Here is a 17,897-nt window from a genome sequence, read left to right on the forward strand (position 1 = left end):
CTAACACTGCTCATCATGTCAATTTTAAAAATAAAATCCCCCATTGGATACAGGCTCAAAAAGAGACTTATACACAAGCGAACAAAAATGACATCGATCAAAAATAGAGAGCGGATAAAGACACGAGATAAAAATAGCCCCCCCCCTCATTGACGGTGCAGGATCCAGGTGGAAATGGTCCACTTAAAAGACGCAGAATTGATTTTACAAATCAAAATATTTTCTTCACACTTTAAAATGCCATAAAGAAAATATGAGTCAGGATGTAGTGACAATTTAATGCTTAAGCATGAATCAATGTATCCATTATTGCTTTGAAAAATCCTCTGCAAAACGGTTAACTTGCTCCCAATCAGTAAATTCAAACGTCCCTTTTGTATCGGTCGGACCCTTTGTCACCTTCATGATGAACCGGATCATAAATCGATCAAAAAAACCGTACTTTGGATAATCAATTTTACCCGCAAAAACGCCTAATAAGCGGGGTCTCCATGAAGACAACTGCAAAAATTTAATCATGTATGGATTAGTCTCTGGGGTATTTTTACCCGGCTTTCTCGCGACGACATTGACTGTAAAGAAGCCACTGACTTTACTGGCTAATACTTCATAATTTTCATCAATAAATGAATAAAGCTCAGCTCTATGCTTACCATAGCGAATACTGGCACCAATGAGTATTTTATCAAAATCATTTAATATCATCTTTTTGGCTTCAGTAAGAGGAACTAAAGTCACATCATGTCCCATTTGAACATTAATCTCTTTTATTTTCTGACAAATAGCCTTGGTTTGACCATCAACAGTAGAATAAATAACGAGTGTTTGACTCATAAATAAACCTATATTTTATTAGTTACGCCAAAATGTGGGCGTAAACAACACCAGTAAAGTAAAGACCTCTAACCGCCCAAATAGCATCGCCACGATCAAAACCCACTTAGAACCATCATTAATACTCGCATAATTGCTTGCCACCTCTCCAAGCCCTGGACCTAAGTTATTCAAACAAGCTGCCGTCGCACTAAAAGCTGTCACATTATCGAGCCCTAACCCCATTAAAATCAGCATACACACGACGAAGACTAATGCATAAGCTGAAAAGAATCCCCAAATGGCATCGATGACTCTATCTGGCAGTGCTTTACCGCTCAATTTAATCGAAAAAAGTCCCCTTGGATGCACTAGACGCTTTAACTCCCTAGAGCCTTGTAATAATAATAAAACAACTCGGATCACTTTGATCCCACCCGCAGTAGATCCCCCGCTCCCACCAATAAAACTAGAAAAAATAAGCAGGATCGGTAAAAAAAGCGGCCACACATGAAAGCTTTCAATGCTAAAGCCTGCCGTGGTTGAAATTGAAACCGCCTGAAAAACGGCATAATCTAACGTTTCTTCCTTTGAATCATACAATCCACTTTTCATCAGGGTAATGAATGTTATCGCAACCAGAAACAACTGTATTAATATCAAAGCCTTAAACTCTGCATCCTTAAAGTAAACGCGCAAATTCATTCCGCGACGAGAAAAAGCAGCAAAATGTAAACTAAAATTTAATGCTGCAATCAATAAAAACACCACACAGGTCATGTTCACAGCCGTACTATTGTAATAGCCAATACTGGCATCATGAGTAGAAAATCCGCCAATAGCAATGGTCGAAAATGAGTGACAAATAGCATCAAACATATCCATTCCTGCGAACCGATAACATAATGCACACGCTATCGTTAATGACACATAGATATACCATAGGGCTTTTGCTGTTTCGGCAATTCTTGGGGTCATTTTATTATCTTTTACAGGACCGGGCATTTCGGCTCGATACAACTGCATTCCACCAACGCCCAAAATCGGCAGGATCGCAACGGCTAAAACAATGATCCCCATCCCTCCTAACCATTGTAATAAATGCCGATAAAATAAAATGGCTTTAGGTAATACGTCGAGCCCCACGATCACTGTCGCCCCCGTCGTCGTTAATGCTGAGAATGATTCAAAAAAACTATCAGTGAGACTTAAATTAGGTTGACTCGTAAAAATAAAGGGCACCGCCCCTATAGATCCTAGCACCACCCAAAAAAGTACTACCAGTAAGAACCCCTCTCTGGTTTTCAATTCTTTCTTATAGTGACGATTGGGATACCAAAGTATAAAACCAAAGATAATGCTAAGCATAAAGGCCTTAATAAATGCCATTCCGCCACCATCTTTATAAATAACGGCAACACATGCTGAAGGGAGCAAAGACAAAGAAAAGAGTCCGATGAGCAAGCCTGTGATTCTTATAATTGTTCTATATTGCATTCATTCTGTTTTCTTATATTAATGAGAAAAATCCGCAACCAAACTACCTTGGCTTATAGTCGCCAAATCGCGATTAAGATCATGTTTAAACGCTTTCGCAATCGCAAACGATACTTTTACTTTATCAGTAAACTGCTTATCTTCGATAACGGCATCATATTGTGATAAAAAATATTCCACATCGATTAATTGTCCATACTCACACTCTAGAAAAGCGGGGTAACGTAATTGCTTTGTCATCGTTTCAATGGTCTTTAATCCTTGCCTAACACCTGAACTATAAGCACGAACAAGGCCACCTACCCCCAATTTTGTTCCACCAAAATAACGTACCACAATGGCACCCACTTCCCCAATATTACAACCTTGGAGATGGGCAAGCATGGGTTTTCCAGCACTGCCAGACGGCTCCCCATCATCACTAAATCCTGAAGATAAAGTCGATTTAGGCTCACCACAAACAAATGCATAACAGTAATGGTTTGCCCCCGGATAGAGGTGTTTAATGCTTGCCAATTGGGTTTTCATCATTTGAGGCTCTGGGCAATGAAATAAGATTGAAATGAACCGGCTATGTTTAATTTCTTCTTCCACAACACACTCTACAGACGGGATTAAATAACGCTCACTCACATTGTCACCTAAGTCATGACGAGAAAATAAAAGCCATTTCGACTTTATCGTTGAAAATGGCCATGTATGCCCAAGTGATCTAAAAATTCAAGACCCTGCTAATGTGAGTATATAACGCAATGGATTAGAATATAAGATTAATTCAAACCCAACTCTCGGGTCATATTCTCATTACAGTCCCGATGAACAATAACATTGTCTTCTATGCGTATTCCGCCAAAATCACGCAATAGTGCAATGAAATCCCAATTCACCTGAGACTGGCGCTTATCTTGCTTTAATTCAGACAATAATGAATCAATAATATATAAACCCGGTTCAATAGTTAGCACTTGATTGACGGCTAATGTGCGTGTACAACGTAAAAATGGATGCGCAGAAGGAGAGGCTATATGTGTCCCGATATCATCACTTAAAAAACCACCCACATCATGAACTTGAAGTCCCAACATATGACCTAACCCATGTGGGAAGAAAGCCCGTGTAATCCCCTGTTCGATTAAGCCTTGTTTATCGCCCGATGCCAACTTGAAATCAAGTAATAGTTGAGCGATTTTATCATGACAAGCTAAATGTAAATCCACATAATTAACTCCCGGCGCCATCATATCCACAATAGCTCGCTGAAGGTGATCCATTTGTTCCACAAGCTCTTCAAATATATTCTTTTCAAAAGAATAGCTACGCGTAATATCAGATGCGTACCCATGAAATTGTGCACCAGCATCAATTAAAAAAGAATGTCGATGATCAGGATTTTGGCGAGCAAGTCCAGTGTAGTGTAAAATAGCGGCATTTTCATTTAAGGCAATAATATTGCCATAAGGCATTTCATTTTCTGTTTTCCCGACTGCAGATAAATACTCTTGCTGGATTTCAAACTCTGAAGCACCATGATAAAAGGCATTTTTGGCCGCCAGATGTCCTGTCACCGCAATACGGTTCGCTTCACGCATGCATACGAGTTCATATTCCGTTTTGACCGTGCGATGGTAATGTAGATAATTCATCACCGCACTAGGGTTATGTGATGTCATACCCAGCTCTGAAGCAACATCGATATGTTCACCAATATAGGACCACGACTTACGATTTTTTGGCAATAAAGCATCTACATCACCAACTTTTGTCAGCACCTGTATATCAAAATGTTCACACCAAAATGCATCGGGTAAATCCGCCACCTTATGCCAAAAATCCACAGGTCGATAAAAAATGAGTGTCGGTTTATCAGTACCATTAACCACCAACCAGCAATGAGGGTTATCAATAATAGGTAACCATGCTTTAAAGTGAGGATTTACTTTAAAAGGATAATCCATATCATCTAAAAATTGACGCTGTGGGCAACCAGAATGGATCACTAACCCCGCAATAGCCTCCCTTGAAACAATCTCTGCCACTCTTTGATTCAATAATTTCACATGTTCAGGGTAGTACTGGGCGAGTAAATTCATAATTATTATCCTATTTTAACCAATGTAATATAAAAAATTGAGTACAGCGTGATCCCTAAACTTAACGCGTAAAGGTAAGCAACCATCAGTTTAACACGGAGATCGATTTTTATTTACAAACAAGCATGTAAAGCTCAATATCTTGATCATCAGAGTGATGAGTTACATAGGTAATATTTCATTTAAATAGGACTCAGTCACATCATTAAACAAATCTCTCTGCATTCTAAAACGATCGTTGAAAAATGTTTGAGAAATTTGTTGATCGATAATATGCCTCGCTAACAAACTGAGCGCTTCATCTTCAGAATATCTCGATTCGGAATAAATAATTTGATCTTCACCTAATGCACCCACAGTAGGCTTTTCATCAAGTAATCGAGAAAAATAACTATAGCTTAGCTCCCCATATCGAGGTTGATGAGAAGCACAAACAACCACTTTTAATGCAGACCAATCCGTTGCAGACATATTTTTTTTCCATTGACTCACATATTGGTGCATCAAATCTAATTGGCTCTTTGCAGCCAATAAAAAAGACGCCTCTAGTGCCGTTCTCATTGATTGAATATAAGAGAGTAACCCATGAAGATTGTATAACTTATCATTGAGCAATGAATTCAGGTAATTTAAAGATTGTTCAAGTATTCTAACCTGAAAATCTAACTTAATTTCAGGCTGAAAATCTTTATATGCCCTTTCAATTTCCTCTTTCTTAGATTGAATAGACTGCAATATTTCAGTAGATAACGGTCCTTCCTTTAAACGACTTAAAAACACATAAAGGCCTAACACCATATGATCAACGGCTTTGATTTCATGGTATAAATCAGGTACCACCTTAACTTGACGTCTAATACCTTGAAAATAGAAAGTAAGATAACCACTCGACATAATCATAACGGGTATTTTTCCCGCTTTGATTTGGGCAACCTCAGCGATGACAGCTTGATTATAGGCTTGGTGAAATTGCACATTGAGGATACTTAATGGCCCCGTGAAAGGCGCGAATTGCTTTTCTTTTTGAACAGCCTCTTTTTTTCCAGTTAGTACATCAGTATCAGCAACCCCCATCAAACTTAGGGTCATCAAAGACACTAGCAATATCAATCTATACATAAAAACGTCCTGATTTTTGTATCTAAATATTGCTAAGAAGTATAGATGAACATCAATAAGCTATATGTAAAAAACCGTGAAATGGGTCAATCGAATAAGCATGGAAATTTCACTTCACAGACATAAATCAAACATACGTTTAAATTGGGTGTTGTATTTTTTTCTTTTTTTAAGCACACTGGAGGGAAGTGGTCAAATGATGGCCGAAGCTGCTGTGAGATAGAAGATCATTCCCACAATTAAATGAATCTAATATGCGGGAGTGGCTCTAAAGCAAAAAGGAAGCAAGCAATGATCTACCAAAGTCCTACAATTCAAGTTGAGTTACTTGAGGGTAATATCGCACACCTGTGCTTTGATGCACCAGGCTCGGTAAACAAATTCGATAAAGAAACACTCGAATCATTTGATGCAGCACTCGATAGCATCATGCAACATTCAAACATTCAGGCACTGTACTTGAGCTCAGCTAAACAGACTTTTATTGTCGGTGCTGATATCACAGAGTTTCTAAGCTTATTCGCCCAAGATGACGCCAACATTATTGCTTGGCTTGAAAAAACCAACGCCATTTTTAATAAATTAGAAGATCTTCCTTTTCCAACCATCTCAGCGATCAATGGCTTCGCATTAGGTGGCGGATGTGAAACCATCCTCGCTACCGATTTCCGTATAGCCGATACCAATGCCCGTATTGGCTTACCCGAAACTAAATTAGGGCTTATTCCAGGATTTGGTGGTACTGTTCGCTTACCGCGTCTTATTGGTGCCGATAATGCATTAGAATGGATCACCACAGGTAAAGAGCACCGCCCTGAGGCAGCACTCAGTGTGGGTGCTATTGATGCTATCGTAGCCCCAGAGCAACTTAAAACAGCTGCGCTTCAAATGCTACAAGATGCCTTAGCAGAAAAACTCGACTGGCAAGCTCGCCGAGCTAAAAAACAAGTCGCACTCAATCTCCCAAAATTAGAAGCGATAATGTCATTTACCACCGCTAAAGGCATGGTGTTTAAAGTGGCAGGTAAGCATTATCCAGCGCCAATGGCAGCCGTTAATGTGGTTGAGCAAGCCTCGAAAAGTAACCGTGCTGATGCACTAAAAATAGAACATCACGCTTTCTTGCAACTGGCTAAAACCGATGTCGCTAACTCACTGATTGGTATTTTCTTAAATGACCAATTTGTTAAAGGCAAAGCAAAGAAAGCAGGAAAACTAGCAAAAAACATTAATCAGGCTGCAGTATTAGGTGCAGGGATCATGGGGGGCGGTATCGCCTATCAAAGTGCGAGTAAAGGCACCCCCATTATCATGAAAGATATCGCTCAACCCGCCTTAAATCTAGGTTTAAATGAAGCCTCTAAGCTGTTAACGACTCAAATAAAACGTGGTCGTTCAACGCCAGAAAAAATGGCTAAAGTACTCAATAACATTACACCAACCCTCGATTATGCAGCTGTAAAAGGCGTTGATGTTATTGTTGAAGCGGTTGTTGAACATCCAAAAGTTAAAGCCGCTGTGTTAGCCGAAGTAGAGCAACACGTGGCAGATGACACTATTTTGACATCAAACACTTCAACAATTTCAATTAATTTACTGGCCAAAAACCTTAAAAAACCAGAACGCTTCTGCGGCATGCACTTCTTTAATCCAGTGCACAAAATGCCATTAGTCGAAGTCATTCGTGGTGAAAACAGTTGTGAAAAAACAATCGCTTCAGTCGTCGCCTACGCCAGTAAAATGGGTAAGACCCCGATTGTGGTTAATGACTGCCCCGGGTTCTTCGTTAACCGGGTACTTTTCCCTTACTTTGCCGGCTTTAATGGCTTATTAGCCGATGGTGCAGATTTTAGCGCTATCGATAAAGTCATGGAAAAACAATTCGGCTGGCCAATGGGTCCTGCTTATTTACTGGATGTTGTCGGTTTAGATACAGCGCATCATGCTCAAGCTGTTATGGCTGAAGGCTTCCCCGATCGTATGGCGAAAACAGGCACCGATGCGGTTGATGTTTTATTTAATAACAATCGTCTAGGGCAGAAAAATACCAAAGGCTTCTATGCTTATTCAGTCGATCGCCGTGGTAAACCGAAGAAAGACGTTGATCCAAGCAGTTATGAATTATTAAACGCTGCGTTTGGTGATACTAAAACATTTGAGAATGATGAAATTATTGCCCGTACTATGATCCCAATGATCATCGAGACGGTACGTTGTTTAGAAGAAGGTATTATCGCTTCACCCGCTGAAGCGGACATGGGTCTAGTCTATGGCGTTGGCTTCCCTCCTTTTAGAGGAGGTGTCTTCCGTTATCTTGATACTATAGGTGTTGCCAACTTTGTCGCATTGGCAGATAAATACGCTCACTTAGGTGGCCTCTATCAGGTCACAGACGCTATGCGTGAATTGGCAGCCAATAACGGTAGCTATTACCAAGCCTAATAAGTGGGAAGGAATAAAATAATGAAACAAGCCGTTATAGTAGATTGCATTCGTACTCCCATGGGCCGCTCAAAGGCCGGAGTTTTTAGACATGTTCGCGCAGAAACGTTATCTGCTGAATTGATGAAAGCTTTGTTGGTGCGTAACCCACAACTCGATCCTAATGCCATTGAAGATGTCATCTGGGGTTGTGTACAACAAACATTAGAACAAGGTTTTAATATTGCCCGTAACGCCGCTTTGTTAGCTGGGATCCCTAAACAAGCAGGCGCCGTCACCGTTAATCGCCTTTGTGGTTCGTCAATGGAAGCGATGCATCAAGCCGCTCGCGCCATAATGACAGGCATGGGCGACACATTTATCGTCGGTGGTGTTGAGCATATGGGTCATGTTCCTATGAGCCACGGTGTGGATTTTCACCCCGGTCTTGCCAACAATGTCGCTAAAGCCTCAGGCATGATGGGACTCACTGCTGAAATGCTCGGTAAAATGCATGGGATCAGCCGTCAAATGCAAGATGAGTTTGCAGTCCGTTCTCATCAACGGGCTCATGCTGCAACCATCGAAGGTCGATTTAACAATGAGATCCATGCCATTGAAGGCCATGATGCAATAGGTGCACTCATTAAAGTACAGCATGATGAAGTGATCCGCCCAGAAACAACAATGGAGTCTCTATCAGGTTTACGCCCTGCGTTTGACCCTATTAACGGCACCGTCACTGCGGGCAGTTCATCGGCATTATCCGATGGCGCTTCAGCGATGCTCGTCATGGAAGAGTCTAAAGCTCGTGCACTCGGTTTGCCGATAAGAGCGCGTATTCGCTCTATGTCTGTTGCCGGTTGTGATGCGGCAATCATGGGTTACGGCCCGGTTCCAGCAACACAAAAAGCCTTAGCCCGTGCCGGTATCACCATTGGCGATCTCGATGTGATTGAGCTCAATGAAGCGTTTGCCGCGCAATCTTTACCTTGCGTTAAAGATCTTGGCTTAATGGATGTGGTTGATGAAAAAATTAACCTTAATGGTGGCGCTATAGCACTCGGTCATCCATTGGGGTGTTCTGGTACGCGTATTTCTACGACGCTCATCAACCTGATGGAAAGCAAAGATGCAACATTAGGCTTGGCCACCATGTGTATTGGTCTAGGCCAAGGTATTGCCACTGTATTTGAAAGAGTATAACTCACCATATTAAGCCTCCATTAGAACCGTAAGCCAATCTAAATCAGATTGGCTTTATTTTAATATCAGCCCAACTCATTCTTCATCGCAGTTCAGAAATCGTTACAGCACACCTCTTCCCTCTTATCATTTCACCTATTGGCATTATCCAATAAATATGGAACATTTAACTAACACTCAATAATAATAATAATGAAATGAACTACCCTGAATATCTTAAAATCAATGAACTGCTAACACTGCAACAGCCCAAATCGGAAGAACATGATGAGATGCTGTTTATTCTTATTCATCAAACTTACGAGCTGTGGTTTAAACAAATATTACATGAATTAGATTTCCTCAAACAAAGTTTGGTAAAAGGTAACATTCCTAAAACATTACACACCTTAAAACGTACCTTAACTATTTTAAAAACCTTGGTTGGTCAAGTAGATATTTTAGAAACCATGACCCCTATGGAGTTTAAAAGTTTTCGCAATAGACTCGATACCGCCAGTGGCTTTGAAAGCGCTCAATTTAGAGAGATTGAATTTATTCTTGGCTATAAACGTGAAAATTTAATCCACATTCATGATGAAGAGAGCAAACAAAAACTGCTTAAAAGATTAGAAGAACCTTCCGTTTGGAGTGACTTTTTATCTTTATTGGCAACCGAAAATTATAAAATCAATCCCAATTGGCAAATCGCCCCCAGTATTCAAGACGATGAATTAGAATCTCTTCTTATTGAAATATATCAATATAACTTCCCTCTTTCACAAGTCTGCGAATTGTTAGTCGATCTCGATGAGGGATTACAAGAATGGCGCTACCGCCATGTCAAAATGGTACAAAGAACCATTGGCTCAAAAATGGGAACTGGCGGCTCTAGTGGTGCTGAGTATCTTACCAAAACCTTATTTAAACCTCTTTTCCCCAGTCTTTGGAACATCCGCGTCAAACTTTAATGAGTCGATAGCCTTATGCTTAATAATAAAGCCCGATTGCCATCCAGCAATCTATTACAACCCCACTACTCTGACTTTAACGTTGAGAGTCGCATCTTGTTATCGGGCCATTCTCATCAAGCTTGGCCTAATGTCGCTAAGCAAGGGTTACTGGCCAGCTTTGACGATGCCGCCTTACACATCGATGATAAATGGCAAACAGCCTTTAAAAAAGCTGACAGAGTAAAAGATTTCTACCTTAACTTGCTCGGCGAGCCTAATGGAGAAATAACCTTAGCCGCCTCGACGCATGAGCTCATTTTACGATTTTTGTCAGACTTAGCTCAATTAAAAGTAAAAAAACCACACAGACCGATTAAAATTATCACCACTGATGGTGAGTTTCATTCGATGCGTCGGCAACTCGATAGACTGCAAGATATTCATTTTATCATTGAAAAAGTCTCCGTAATCCCAAGTAAAACACTGGCAACCCGCATCATCGAACGACTCGACAAGACAACGGATGCCGTCATGCTTTCTGCGGTATTTTTTTCAAACAGTGAAGTTTTTAATAATATTGGTCAAGTGGCTCAGGCTGCCGACAGCCTATCAATTCCTTGCTTAGTCGATGCATATCACGCTCTCAATGTCATTCCATTTAACCTCAATGATTGGCAGTTAAATTCGGCTTTTGTCATTGGTGGCGGCTATAAATATTGCCAAGCAGGTGAAGGTAATTGCTTCATGCGGATCCCAAAAAACTATCATGGTAGTCCACTTATTACGGGCTGGTTCGCTGAATTTGAAAGCTTAGATAAACAATCCTCCTCCGTCGGTTATAGTATGGGACAAGCTGCTTTTTCTGGCTCGACCTACGATCCCGCCAGTCACTATCGCGCCGCGGCCGTATTTGATTTTTTTGCAGACCAAGCCTTAACCGACTTAACCCTGCAGCAAATCAATCAAGTGCAAGTCAATACGCTTTATACTGGTATACAATCGATAAACCCAAATGTCCTTGCCTTGCCGCAACACGGCATTGAAAATAACGCCGGGTTTTTATCTCTCACCACACCTCAAGCACAAACTTGGGTCGCTGAACTGGCTAAACATGATATTTTATGCGACAGCCGTAGCAATCAGCTTAGACTCGGTCCCGCCCCTTATGTGAGTAACGCTCAACTGGATAAAACATTGGAAATGATTGAGTATATCGATAATAAAATGCGATCCCACTCGGTAAGCAAAGCAGGTTGACAACACAGTGCATAAGTTAAGCTCTGTGGATACTGGTTATAACCAACAAAAAATAGTAAGCACTAACTTACATCTAAATTATTAATGATTAATATAATTTTTACGATAATGTTTAGGTGTCACTCCCATCCAACGTTTAAAGGCTTTATAAAACGCCGCGGGAGTTGAAAACCCCAACAGATAAGCGATTTCACTGAATGCCAGAGTCGTTTCACGCACATAACTTAATGCGACATCCCGTCTGGTTATATCCATTAAGGTTTGATAATTGGTGGATTCTTGATATAAACGTCGTCTTAATGTCCAAGGTGTAATGCCTAGTAATGTAGCCACTTCATCAATGCTTGGCATTCTGCCCACCAAATGCTGACTAATGGTATCGGCCACTTTAACTTGCCAGCTTTGATTACCGACTAATCGACATTTTTCAGTATCACACAGCGCTTTAGCCAATAAAAAACTGGCATCACAGGCGTCTCTTAATGGGAGAGTTAAGTATTTCTTTTTGAAAACGAATCCATTGAAGCTAGAGCCAAATAGCACCGGACATCGAAAGAATTGCTCATAAACAGCGTAATTAATGGGTTTAGGGTATTCAATATGGATAGTTTTCACAAACTGACACAGCTCACCTTCGGCAAATAAATAACGAAAACGAGACTTGAATAAACAATACCAACTGGCTAATACGGAATCAACGACAAAAAAATTGTACTGATTATAAGGTGCAATCGAATAAAAAGATAAAGTGGCGGTTGACACATTAAAATGGGACTGACCATGAATGTTATGACTCAATAAAATTTCATATTCAGCAAATAGACTGGCCATATCAGCCAAGTTTTTAGCCGCCATACTGGCAAACCCCAACATGCCATAATAATGAAAGCCACTGCAAAGTCCCATTTTAAGCCCTAAATCGGTGTGCTGAGTCAGTTTAATGGCATCAAAGCCTATCCGCATATATTTAGGTATAGCAATCCTGCCGTTATGGGCCGCAAGCGATTCAATATATACATTATATTTATCTAAAATAGGGCTTAAATCAAAGCCTAACTGAGTCACAGTAAACACCATTTGCTGTAAAAAATTAACCGAAATATCACCCAAACCGATTTTAATCTCGCTCACAAATACTTACCTCAAACACGTTTAAATTAACAATAGAAAAAACAAAAATGCTAACTAAAGATAATAAATTGTAGCTAGACTATCTTGTTTGAATGTTTTTTTCTCGCTAAATTAAGTAAAAATAATAAACAGATTATCGAGTGAAGCATGTCCACAACCAGTCCTTATCCACATTTACTTACCCCGCTAGATCTCGGGTTTACACAATTAAAAAATCGCGTCTTGATGGGTTCAATGCATACCGGCTTAGAAGAAATCCCCAATGGCTTCACTCGTATGGCGGCATACTTTGCTGAGCGAGCCACAGGTGGCGTCGGCCTTATTGTTACTGGCGGAATAGGTCCTAATCCAGAGGGCGCGGTGTTTCAAGGCGGCGCCAAGATGGACTCCATAACGGAAGCTGAAAAACATAAACAAGTCACCCAAGCGGTGCATGAGGCTGGCGGTAAGATTTGTATGCAAATTTTACATGCTGGCCGTTACGCTTACAGTAAAGAGCCCGTTGCCCCCTCAGCTATTCAAGCGCCTATCAATCCGGCTAAACCGCGTGCACTCACTGGCGAGGAAGTGCATAAACAAATTAGCGATTTTGTTCATTGCGCCAGTCTTGCCCAATATGCCCATTATGATGGCGTCGAGATCATGGGCTCTGAAGGTTACTTAATTAATCAATTTATCGTTGAGCGTACCAATCAGCGAGATGATGAATGGGGCGGCAGTTTTGAAAACAGGATCCGCTTCCCCGTTGAAATTGTGCGTCAAGTCAGAGAAAAAGTTGGTCCGAACTTTATCATTATTTACCGCCTCTCGATGCTGGATCTCATCGAAAAAGGCAGCAGTTGGCAAGAAGTGGTTCAACTTGCTAAAGCCATAGAGCAAGCAGGCGCCACCATTATTAACACCGGTATTGGCTGGCATGAAGCCAGAATCCCCACTATTGTCACCAAAGTGCCCCGAGCTGCTTTCACGCAAGTGACTCAAAAGCTCAAAGGTGAAGTCTCTATCCCATTAATCACCACTAATCGTATTAATACACCTGAAATTGCCGAATCGGTCTTAGCACAAGGTCATGCCGATATGGTCTCAATGGCCCGCCCATTTTTAGCCGATCCTGAATTTGTCAATAAAGCCGCCACGAATAAATCCGATGAAATCAACACCTGTATAGGCTGTAATCAGGCCTGTTTAGATCATACTTTTAGTATGAAACTCACCACCTGTTTGGTGAACCCTAGAGCTTGTCATGAAACCGAACTCGTTTACATCAAAGCACCTGTCAGTAAGCGGATCGCTGTAGTGGGAGCAGGGCCCGCAGGACTGGCTTTTGCCACCGTTGCTGCTCAGCGTGGCCACAGTGTGAGCTTATTTGATGACAAAACTGAAGTGGGTGGTCAATTTAATATCGCCAAACAAATACCGGGTAAAGAAGAGTTTTTTGAAACCTTACGTTATTTCAAAACCATGACAACCAAACTGAATGTTGAAACAGTACTGAATAAACGCGTCACTGCAAAAGAGCTCATTGAGCAAGGCTACGATGATATTGTACTGGCAACAGGTATTCAACCTCGCACGCCCGACATAGAAGGGATCAATCATTCAAAAGTGATTAATTATCTTGATGTTTTGCAACATAAAAAAGTCGTAGGACAAAAAGTCGCTATCATAGGCGCAGGCGGGATAGGCTTTGATGTCGCAGAATATTTAACCCACGACCATGATACTGCCACATCCGCCAGCTTAAATATCGATACTTTTATGCGTGAGTGGGGCGTCGATTTAAAAATGGAACATCGAGGCGGCTTAATACCTGCAAAACCTGCAACTACCCGTCGTGATGTTTATCTATTGCAACGCAAACCCACCAAAGTCGGCGCAGGCCTTGGAAAAACCTCGGGCTGGGTGCATAGAGCGGGACTCGCCGCTAAAAAAGTGAACATGCTCAATAGTGTTGAATATCAAAAAATCGATGATGCAGGCCTTCATATTAACATTGCAGGTGGATCACAAGTACTCGATGTCGACAATGTGATCATTTGTGCAGGCCAAGAGCCTTTAAGAGAGCTGCAAAACCAATTAGAAAACGCCAAGCAAAGTGTTCACTTAATTGGCGGCGCTGATGTGGCTGCAGAGCTTGATGCCAAACGTGCCATTAAACAAGGCAGTGAATTGGCAGCAAGACTATAGCAATACAAATATTCACCATGTCGACTTTAAAGACATGGTGAATAAAACCATTAATTCACTGTATTTAAACTATGGAACATGTTATCCCTTAGTGTCCCTTATTAAAAATAAGTCCCATAAATGGAATTACACTTACTCGCGGATAAAGCTGAATATATCCCTAAAATAGCAAAATGGTACAGTGACGAGTGGGGGGATATAGGTGAAAGCCGCAGCACAAAGGCATTGGAACTCAAATTAACAGATTACCTTAATCGAAATAAACTCCCTATGATTGTGCTTGCGATGGAAAAGGACAAACTCTTAGGCGCGGCGCAACTTAAATTTCATGAAATGAGCATTTATCCTGACAAAGAACATTGGTTAGGCGGTGTTTATATTGATAAACCTTATCGAGGCCAAGGCATCGCTAAACAGCTCATCGATAAGGTGATAGCGCTCGCAAAACACTACCAAGTATCCCATTTATACCTTCAAACAGAAGATCATAGCGGTGGCCTTTATGCACAATCAGGCTGGCAGTCTATTGAGCGAGTCAACTATAAAAATGTCGATGTACTTGTGATGAAAAAGGTATTATGACCCCCGCCATCAATTTATTAAAAAAGAAAAATATCTCTTTTAAGCTGCATGAATACCAACGCAGTCCCAATAGCCAGTCCTATGGTTTAGACGCCGCTGAAAAAATCGGTGTTGAGCCACAATATGTATTTAAAACCTTAGTGGCTCAAATTGATCATGCCGCATTAGTCGTCGCCATCATTCCCGTCAACTCAACACTCAACTTAAAACAACTCGCCAAAGCCGCTAACACCAAAAAAGCCCATATGGCCAAACCACAAGATGTACTGCGCAGCACTGGTTATGTATTAGGTGGCGTTAGCCCTATCAGCCAAAAAAAATCATTAGCAACCTTTATCGACAGTACAGCCTGCCAACTCAGTAGCATCTATATTAGTGGTGGGCGCAGAGGGCTCGATATTGAACTTAGCCCAAATGACTTATACGGTGTCACTCAAGCTAAATGGGCAATATTGACATTATAATCCATATTCACTAAGTGTTTACTCTGCAATAATATCGGCATTAATCAAATCCATATAGACAGGCAATGTCGAAGGCAAATGATGATTTAAGTAAGTGCGCCCTTCAAGGCTAGAGCCCTGTACTGATATATTTTTTGCGCGCAGGCACCATTGAAAAAAGCTCAAGCCGGATATAAAACCTAGCTCTTCCATATTCACCTTATACCAATATCAAATGATGGCATGAGATAACCCCTTTTAGTCTCATGTCATTGTAGCTGTCGTCACTCAATAACCTGAATTCAGATGCAATTTTTAGATAAAAGGATTACATCTGATTTTTACAGATCCCATCATCATCTAAAAAGTAATGACCCGTTAATGAGAATTTTTTATCATATTCATAACTACCGAATTTTCTCTGACCTTGCAGCGCTTCTATCTCATACTCAATCACATTTTCAGCCAATAAATCATGATGATTACTCACTAACACAGCACGAATTTTTTCTTTTTGTCCCTTAGGAACCAGCACAGAATGAAAATCATTAAAGGTTAACGGCCCCCACACATGTGCTTCATAAATCGCTTTCAGCTCATCATATTCAGCATTTCTCAAATACTCAATCGAACTCGTCTGTTTCCCTTCTGTTAAGTTCCCTGAAAGTGTCATTGTCGCTCGTTGAAATACCGCGTCTTTTAACACTAAGCCAATGCTGCCAAAATCCCCTCTCATTAAATAAGGACCTCGACATGAAAACACCCTAAAGTACTTGGGATACAAGCTATTAATTTTGTCCTGTAAACGCTGCTCATCTTGAGAAATTAGGTTTTGATATTCATCACAGCTTTGAAAAATAGGCTTTGGTAATGTGAGTCCAGCGGCAGCCATTTCGGTATCAATTCGCTTTTGTTGCATTGCACCACAGCGGCTGCCTAAGCCTTTTTGCAAATCTAACTCAATAAAATTTTTGAACACTGGATCATTTGAATTTGATTTCACCAAGGTATTCAAAAAAAGATCTTCATTGAAAAAACTGACCAATGAAATTTTCTCCCCTAAATCGGCAAAGGACTGTGTAGGCTGATTTTGCCAATATTGCTTTTTTACAAATCGAGAAATGGCCCGAGATAACCATTGGGTTGGACAGGCCGCTATCTGTGCTTTATCAATTTCTTGATTATCCATCACTTCGGAGTAACTACAGGTTTCTGGCAAAGCGTAAACAAAGGAACTAGAAAACAATGTCACGAACAACAGTGACAAAAAGAATGTGATAGATTTAATATTGGAGATATGCATATTATTTTTGATGAAACTTACAAAACGCGAGATTTTATATAGAACACGGGTAAATAAAAAGCATTTCATCACAAATAATACAGAAAACAACAAAATAACGATAAGTATGGAGTGTTGATGTTTAAAATCAGAACTTAAAGTTAATCAAATGAGCGTCAGAAATGCAATATGCATTATAAATTAAACATTTCACACTTAATTTATCGACTCATAAGAAACACAAATGTTCCACGTGGAACACTACTATCCCCATCTCACCCAGTCCCAAACCCAAACCCATTCGAAATAAAACCAACACTAAGAAGGCTAACCTGATCGCAACTTTATTATCAATACTTGGAAAAAACATCCAGCTAGCGTAAAATCTTCCCTTCAATTGATTTAGGCGATAAATACACGATGAGTGACACCTTCAAGACAGCGCAACATCAACTCGATGCATTGGGACTTCGTTGCCCAGAGCCCGTTATGATGCTAAGAAAATCTGTGCGTCGCCTGAGTAATGGAGAAACGTTACTAGTCATAGCTGATGATCCTGCAACCACACGTGATATTCCCAGTTTTTGTGAGTTTATGGACCACACCCTCATTGCTAGCGACACATCAGTATTACCCTACCGTTACCTCATTAAAAAAGGCAGCGTGTAAACTTTTTCACTGGTAGTCCAACGTTAGGCTACCATCGAATGAATGAGTAACCGCTCAATATTAAATTTCTCTTCTCATTTCGTTTTCTTGACTAAAAATACCTATTTTCAATAAATCAATCCCCCCCCCCTCTTTTATAAAAAATAAAATAGCACAATTCCTCATCATTATCCCGCAGATGCTAAACCAACAGTTTTTCCTTCATCCAAATAAATTGAAACAATTCTTGGGTATTAATGTTAAGGGTTTTATGCGATAAATAACCTCA

16 protein-coding genes are annotated in these 17,897 nt (G+C 40.6%); 8 read left to right on the forward strand and 8 right to left on the reverse strand.

Features of this window, described 5'->3' with window-relative positions; all coding sequences use genetic code 11:
* Positions 1-306: 306 nt before the first annotated feature.
* From hemG to L2764_RS12895, 5 genes are all read right to left on the reverse strand, one after another.
* Complete coding sequence (gene hemG, locus L2764_RS12875; RefSeq protein WP_248940663.1) at positions 307-834, reverse strand: menaquinone-dependent protoporphyrinogen IX dehydrogenase; 528 nt, start codon at positions 832-834, stop codon at positions 307-309.
* Positions 835-852: 18 nt separating this feature from the next.
* On the reverse strand, positions 853-2,310 hold the full coding sequence (locus tag L2764_RS12880) for a TrkH family potassium uptake protein (protein ID WP_248940664.1): 1,458 nt from the start codon (positions 2,308-2,310) through the stop codon (positions 853-855).
* An 18-nt stretch (positions 2,311-2,328) separates the two neighbouring features.
* Positions 2,329-2,943 (reverse strand): YigZ family protein, encoded by a 615-nt coding sequence (locus L2764_RS12885; RefSeq protein WP_248940665.1) that lies wholly within the window; start codon positions 2,941-2,943, stop codon positions 2,329-2,331.
* A 137-nt stretch (positions 2,944-3,080) separates the two neighbouring features.
* Positions 3,081-4,400, reverse strand: coding sequence for a Xaa-Pro dipeptidase (gene pepQ / locus L2764_RS12890; protein WP_248940666.1), 1,320 nt, complete (start codon positions 4,398-4,400; stop codon positions 3,081-3,083).
* Positions 4,401-4,562: 162 nt separating this feature from the next.
* Complete coding sequence (locus L2764_RS12895; RefSeq protein WP_248940667.1) at positions 4,563-5,519, reverse strand: hypothetical protein; 957 nt, start codon at positions 5,517-5,519, stop codon at positions 4,563-4,565.
* Positions 5,520-5,810: 291 nt separating this feature from the next.
* Here L2764_RS12895 and fadB point away from each other — a divergent pair, with 291 nt between their 5' ends.
* The 4 genes from fadB to L2764_RS12915 all read left to right on the forward strand — a co-directional run bounded on the left by fadB (position 5,811) and on the right by L2764_RS12915 (position 11,335).
* Positions 5,811-7,961, forward strand: a complete 2,151-nt coding sequence (gene fadB / locus L2764_RS12900) for a fatty acid oxidation complex subunit alpha FadB (protein WP_248940668.1) — start codon at positions 5,811-5,813, stop codon at positions 7,959-7,961.
* A gap of 21 nt (positions 7,962-7,982) precedes the next feature.
* Complete coding sequence (fadA, locus tag L2764_RS12905; protein ID WP_248940669.1) at positions 7,983-9,146, forward strand: acetyl-CoA C-acyltransferase FadA; 1,164 nt, start codon at positions 7,983-7,985, stop codon at positions 9,144-9,146.
* A gap of 197 nt (positions 9,147-9,343) precedes the next feature.
* Positions 9,344-10,096, forward strand: a complete 753-nt coding sequence (locus L2764_RS12910; RefSeq protein WP_248940670.1) for a tryptophan 2,3-dioxygenase — start codon at positions 9,344-9,346, stop codon at positions 10,094-10,096.
* 15 nt (positions 10,097-10,111) lie between these two features.
* Positions 10,112-11,335, forward strand: a complete 1,224-nt coding sequence (locus L2764_RS12915) for a kynureninase (protein ID WP_248940671.1) — start codon at positions 10,112-10,114, stop codon at positions 11,333-11,335.
* An 81-nt stretch (positions 11,336-11,416) separates the two neighbouring features.
* Here the strand turns inward: L2764_RS12915 and L2764_RS12920 are convergent, their stop codons facing one another.
* Entirely contained in the window at positions 11,417-12,466 is a 1,050-nt protein-coding gene (locus L2764_RS12920; protein ID WP_248940672.1) for an AraC family transcriptional regulator, read from the reverse strand.
* Positions 12,467-12,613: 147 nt separating this feature from the next.
* On the opposite strand from L2764_RS12920, the gene L2764_RS12925 reads away from it, so the two are divergent.
* The 3 genes from L2764_RS12925 (at position 12,614) to ybaK (ending at position 15,699) form a co-directional block, all read left to right on the forward strand.
* A complete protein-coding gene (locus tag L2764_RS12925) occupies positions 12,614-14,653 on the forward strand; it encodes an oxidoreductase (RefSeq protein WP_248940673.1) in 2,040 nt (679 codons plus the stop codon).
* 120 nt (positions 14,654-14,773) lie between these two features.
* Positions 14,774-15,235 (forward strand): GNAT family N-acetyltransferase, encoded by a 462-nt coding sequence (locus L2764_RS12930; RefSeq protein ID WP_248940674.1) that lies wholly within the window; start codon positions 14,774-14,776, stop codon positions 15,233-15,235.
* Positions 15,232-15,699 (forward strand): Cys-tRNA(Pro) deacylase, encoded by a 468-nt coding sequence (gene ybaK, locus L2764_RS12935; RefSeq protein WP_248940675.1) that lies wholly within the window; start codon positions 15,232-15,234, stop codon positions 15,697-15,699. Before L2764_RS12930 ends, ybaK begins: the two co-directional genes overlap by 4 nt.
* 18 nt (positions 15,700-15,717) lie before the next feature.
* Here the strand turns inward: ybaK and L2764_RS12940 are convergent, their stop codons facing one another.
* Both L2764_RS12940 and L2764_RS12945 read right to left on the reverse strand, forming a co-directional pair.
* Entirely contained in the window at positions 15,718-15,891 is a 174-nt protein-coding gene (locus tag L2764_RS12940) for a hypothetical protein (RefSeq protein ID WP_248940676.1), read from the reverse strand.
* Positions 15,892-16,006: 115 nt separating this feature from the next.
* Complete coding sequence (locus tag L2764_RS12945; RefSeq protein WP_248940677.1) at positions 16,007-16,930, reverse strand: hypothetical protein; 924 nt, start codon at positions 16,928-16,930, stop codon at positions 16,007-16,009.
* Between the two features lie 450 nt (positions 16,931-17,380).
* On the opposite strand from L2764_RS12945, the gene tusA reads away from it, so the two are divergent.
* Positions 17,381-17,629 (forward strand): sulfurtransferase TusA, encoded by a 249-nt coding sequence (gene tusA, locus L2764_RS12950; protein WP_248940678.1) that lies wholly within the window; start codon positions 17,381-17,383, stop codon positions 17,627-17,629.
* Positions 17,630-17,897: the final 268 nt, after the last annotated feature.

The organism is Shewanella surugensis (genome assembly GCF_023284005.1).
Lineage (GTDB): Bacteria > Pseudomonadota > Gammaproteobacteria > Enterobacterales > Shewanellaceae > Shewanella > Shewanella surugensis.

Excerpts from the sequence above, each read along its gene's own strand:
- hemG (WP_248940663.1), bottom strand. The coding sequence starts at position 834 with ATGAGTCAAACACTCGTTATTTATTCTACTGTTGATGGTCAAACCAAG.
- L2764_RS12880 (WP_248940664.1), bottom strand. The coding sequence starts at position 2,310 with ATGCAATATAGAACAATTATAAGAATCACAGGCTTGCTCATCGGACTC.
- pepQ (WP_248940666.1), bottom strand. The coding sequence starts at position 4,400 with ATGAATTTACTCGCCCAGTACTACCCTGAACATGTGAAATTATTGAAT.
- L2764_RS12895 (WP_248940667.1), bottom strand. The coding sequence starts at position 5,519 with ATGTATAGATTGATATTGCTAGTGTCTTTGATGACCCTAAGTTTGATG.
- fadB (WP_248940668.1), top strand. The coding sequence starts at position 5,811 with ATGATCTACCAAAGTCCTACAATTCAAGTTGAGTTACTTGAGGGTAAT.
- fadA (WP_248940669.1), top strand. The coding sequence starts at position 7,983 with ATGAAACAAGCCGTTATAGTAGATTGCATTCGTACTCCCATGGGCCGC.
- L2764_RS12910 (WP_248940670.1), top strand. The coding sequence starts at position 9,344 with ATGAACTACCCTGAATATCTTAAAATCAATGAACTGCTAACACTGCAA.
- L2764_RS12915 (WP_248940671.1), top strand. The coding sequence starts at position 10,112 with ATGCTTAATAATAAAGCCCGATTGCCATCCAGCAATCTATTACAACCC.
- L2764_RS12925 (WP_248940673.1), top strand. The coding sequence starts at position 12,614 with ATGTCCACAACCAGTCCTTATCCACATTTACTTACCCCGCTAGATCTC.
- L2764_RS12930 (WP_248940674.1), top strand. The coding sequence starts at position 14,774 with ATGGAATTACACTTACTCGCGGATAAAGCTGAATATATCCCTAAAATA.
- ybaK (WP_248940675.1), top strand. The coding sequence starts at position 15,232 with ATGACCCCCGCCATCAATTTATTAAAAAAGAAAAATATCTCTTTTAAG.
- L2764_RS12940 (WP_248940676.1), bottom strand. The coding sequence starts at position 15,891 with ATGGAAGAGCTAGGTTTTATATCCGGCTTGAGCTTTTTTCAATGGTGC.
- tusA (WP_248940678.1), top strand. The coding sequence starts at position 17,381 with ATGAGTGACACCTTCAAGACAGCGCAACATCAACTCGATGCATTGGGA.